The organism is Melaminivora alkalimesophila (assembly GCF_000282995.1).
Lineage (GTDB): Bacteria > Pseudomonadota > Gammaproteobacteria > Burkholderiales > Burkholderiaceae_C > Melaminivora > Melaminivora alkalimesophila.
Genome location: NZ_ALEE01000421.1, coordinates 1 through 3,366 on the forward strand (window position 1 = coordinate 1; position 3,366 = coordinate 3,366).

At 71.4% G+C, this 3,366-nt stretch carries 5 protein-coding genes; 4 read left to right on the plus strand and 1 reads right to left on the minus strand.

Annotation, left to right across the window (positions count from 1 at the left end):
• On the minus strand, positions 1–537 hold a 537-nt coding region (locus A612_RS08110; RefSeq protein ID WP_040436359.1), incomplete at its 3' end, for an FAD-dependent oxidoreductase.
• A 142-nt stretch (positions 538–679) separates the two neighbouring features.
• On the opposite strand from A612_RS08110, the gene A612_RS08115 reads away from it, so the two are divergent.
• The 4 genes from A612_RS08115 to A612_RS08130 all read left to right on the plus strand — a co-directional run.
• A complete protein-coding gene (locus A612_RS08115; protein WP_019374003.1) occupies positions 680–1,279 on the plus strand; it encodes an NADPH-dependent FMN reductase in 600 nt (199 codons plus the stop codon).
• Between the two features lie 20 nt (positions 1,280–1,299).
• Positions 1,300–1,572, plus strand: coding sequence for a YkgJ family cysteine cluster protein (locus A612_RS08120; protein ID WP_019374004.1), 273 nt, complete (start codon positions 1,300–1,302; stop codon positions 1,570–1,572).
• A 127-nt stretch (positions 1,573–1,699) separates the two neighbouring features.
• Positions 1,700–2,308, plus strand: a complete 609-nt coding sequence (gene gstA, locus A612_RS08125; protein ID WP_019374005.1) for a glutathione transferase GstA — start codon at positions 1,700–1,702, stop codon at positions 2,306–2,308.
• Positions 2,309–2,429: 121 nt separating this feature from the next.
• Positions 2,430–3,366, plus strand: a 937-nt coding sequence (locus tag A612_RS08130) for an alkene reductase (RefSeq protein WP_019374006.1), incomplete at its 3' end; no start/stop codon positions are given.

Here is a 3,366-nt window from a genome sequence, read left to right on the forward strand (position 1 = left end):
CGGCGGGTCGCCCGCGCGGCCGGCGGCGTAGTTGTCCAGGCCGACGTGGATGCGCCCGTCCAGGAAGGTGCCGGCGGTGAGTACCACGGTGTGGCTGCGAAAGCGCAGTCCGGTCTGCGTGACCGCCCCGACCACACGCTCGCCCTCGACCATCAGGTCGTCCACCGCCTGTTGGAACAGCCACAGATTGGGTTGGTTCTCCAGCCGGCGGCGGATGGCGGCGCGGTACAGCACGCGGTCGGCCTGGGCGCGCGTGGCGCGCACGGCCGGGCCCTTGGAGCTGTTGAGCGTGCGGAACTGGATCCCGGCCTCGTCGGTGGCGAGCGCCATGGCACCGCCCAGCGCATCCACTTCCTTGACCAGGTGCCCCTTGCCGATGCCGCCGATGCTGGGGTTGCAGCTCATCTGCCCCAGGGTTTCGAGGTTGTGCGTGAGCAGCAGCGTCTGGCAGCCCATGCGCGCCGCGGCCAGGGCCGCCTCGGTGCCGGCGTGTCCGCCGCCGACGACGATGACGTCAAATTGCTGGGGGTAGAGCATGGTGCATGCCTCGAAGCGAAAAGCGCGGCGAATGCCGGGGAAACCCGCAATTTTCCCACCTTCGGCCATCCGGCGTGCCGCACGGGTGTTTCACGTGGAACACGCAACCATCCTGCACCGCGCCTGTGCTCCAATCGCGCCCATGAAGAACACCCGACTCCTCGTTTTCGCGGGCAGCGCCCGTGAGCATTCCTTCAACCGCCGTCTGGCACGCGTGGCGGCCGGACTGGGGCGCGACCTGGGCGCCGAGGTGACGCTGTTGGAGCTGGCGGATTACGACATCCCCATGTACCACGCCGACCTGGAGGCGCGCGGCACGCCGGCGGACGTGCTGCGCCTGAAGGAAGCAATGGACGCGCATCCCGGCTGGATCGTCTGCACGCCCGAATACAACGGCAGCTACACCGGCCTGTTGAAGAACACCCTGGACTGGGCCTCCAGCCCGGTGGCGGGACACCCGGTATGGTCGGACGGCTCGCGGCCTTTCAGCGGCAAGGTGGTGGGCATGCTCAGCGCCTCCAACGGCGCCCTGGGCGGGCTGCGCGCGCAAAGCCACCTCGCGCCCTTGCTCGTCAACCTGGGTTGCTGGCTGGCGCCGCGCAGCCATGCGCTGTCCCGCGCCGCCTCCGCCTTCGACGACCAGGGCGGCCTGGTCGACCCAGCGCAGCAGGCGGCCGTGCGGGCCGTGGTGGAGCAGGTGCTGTGGGCCGCGGGCCGGCTGCACGCACCCTCGGCCTCCTGAGCGCGCCGGCGACCCGGGCGATGGACTGCCGCCCGGGCTGCGCCGCCTGCTGCATCGCCCCGTCCATCAGCTCGCCCATTCCCGGAATGCCGCGGGGCAAGCCGGCGGGCGTGCCCTGCGTGCAGCTCGACGGCGAGGGGCGCTGCCGCCTGTTTGGCGATCCCGCGCGCCCGGCGGTCTGCGCCTCGCTGCAGCCGAGCCTGGCGATGTGCGGCGACAGCCGCAGCGAAGCCCTGCGGCGCCTGACCTGGATGGAGCGCGCCACCGCGCCCGGGGGGCGATCCACCCCGTGAAATCCCCCGGCCATGGCAGGCCCGCCGCAGTGCGCATAGCATCATGGCGGTATTGCCCGCGGTCCGGCCAGCGATCGCTGCACGGTGCCGCGCCCTTTTTTCAACCAGAAACACAAGGAGCTCTTGCATGAAGCTGTACTACTCCCCCGGTGCCTGCTCGCTGTCGCCGCACATCGTGCTGCACGAGGCGGGCCTCGCCTACACCCCGGTGCTGGCCAGCACCAAGAGCCACAAGCTGCAGGACGGCACGGACTTCTACACCATCAACCCGCTGGGCTATGTGCCGGTGCTGGAGCTCGACGACGGCACGCGCCTGCGCGAGGGTCCAGCCATCGTGCAGTACCTGGCCGACCAGGCGCCGCACAAGAACCTGGCACCGGCGCACGGCACGCTGGCGCGCTACCGCCTGCAGGAGTGGCTGAACTTCATCGGCAGCGAGATCCACAAGGGCTTCAGCCCGCTGTTCAAGCCGAACACCCCCGAGGAGTACAAGCCGATCGCGCGCGAGCACCTGCTGTCGCGCCTGAAGTGGCTGGACGGCGAGCTCGCCGGGCGCGACTACCTGATGGGCGAGCACTTCAGCGTCGCCGACGCCTACCTGTTCACCGTCACCAACTGGCCGCAGCACGTGGGCCTGGACATCTCGCCCTTCAACCACCTCGCGGCCTACCGCGAGCGCGTCGCGGCCCGCCCGGGCGTGCAGGCGGCCATGAAGGCCGAGGGCCTGCTCAAGTAAGAGACCAGGAGGCGCTCCCGCGCCTTCCTCCGTGCCGGGACGGCCCTCCATGGGAGGCGGCCGGCCCGGCTCCGCGCCCGGCCCTTCGGGGCGGGCGCCCCATCCTTGTGCCCGAGATCCGATGACCCGCCTGTTCGAACCCCTGCAGGCCGGTGCGCTGCACCTGGCCAACCGCATCGTGATGGCGCCGCTGACGCGCAACCGCTCGCCCGGGGCCATCCCCGGCGAGCTGACCGCCACCTACTACCGCCAACGCGCCAGCGCCGGCCTCCTGGTCAGCGAGGCCACGGCCATCAGTCCCCAGGGCCAGGGCTACGCCGACGTGCCCGGCCTGTACGGCAGCGAGCAGCTCGACGGCTGGAAGCGCGTCACCGAGGCCGTGCATGCCGCAGGCGGCACCATCGTTTGCCAGCTCTGGCACGTGGGGCGCGTCTCGCACACCAGCTTGCAGCCGGACGGCGCCGCGCCGGTGTCGGCCTCGGCGCTGCAGGCCGACGCCAAGACCTTCCTGCTCGACCGTGGCGATGGCCGCCCCGGCTTCGTTCCCACGTCCATGCCGCGCGCGCTCGACGCGCAGGAGTTGCCGCAGATCGTCCACGCCTTCGCCGCCGCCGCGCGCAACGCCGTGCAAACCGCCGGCTTCGATGGGGTGGAGATCCACGGCGCCAACGGCTACCTGCTGGAGCAGTTCCTCAAGAGCGGCGCCAACCAGCGCACGGACGACTACGGCGGCGGCATCGAAAACCGCGCCCGCCTGCTGCTGGAAGTCACGCGCGCCGTGGCCGACGCTGTGGGCGCAGACCGCACCGGCATCCGCCTGTCGCCCGTGACGCCGGCCAACGACATCGTCGACGCCGACCCGCAGCCCCTGTATGCCTACCTGGCGCGCGAGCTGGCGCCTCTGGGACTGGCCTACCTCCACGTGATCGAGGGCGCGACCGGCGGCCCGCGCGAGGTGGAGGGGCGCCCCTTCGATTACGCCGCATTCCAGGCGGCCTACCGCAACGCCGGCGGGCGCGGCGCGTGGATCGTGAACAACGGCTACGACCGCGCCCTGG

Bases quoted from the DNA above. Each gene is read 5' to 3' on its own strand.
- A612_RS08115 (WP_019374003.1), top strand. From the start codon at position 680: ATGAAGAACACCCGACTCCTCGTTTTCGCGGGCAGCGCCCGTGAGCAT.
- A612_RS08120 (WP_019374004.1), top strand. From the start codon at position 1,300: ATGGACTGCCGCCCGGGCTGCGCCGCCTGCTGCATCGCCCCGTCCATC.
- gstA (WP_019374005.1), top strand. From the start codon at position 1,700: ATGAAGCTGTACTACTCCCCCGGTGCCTGCTCGCTGTCGCCGCACATC.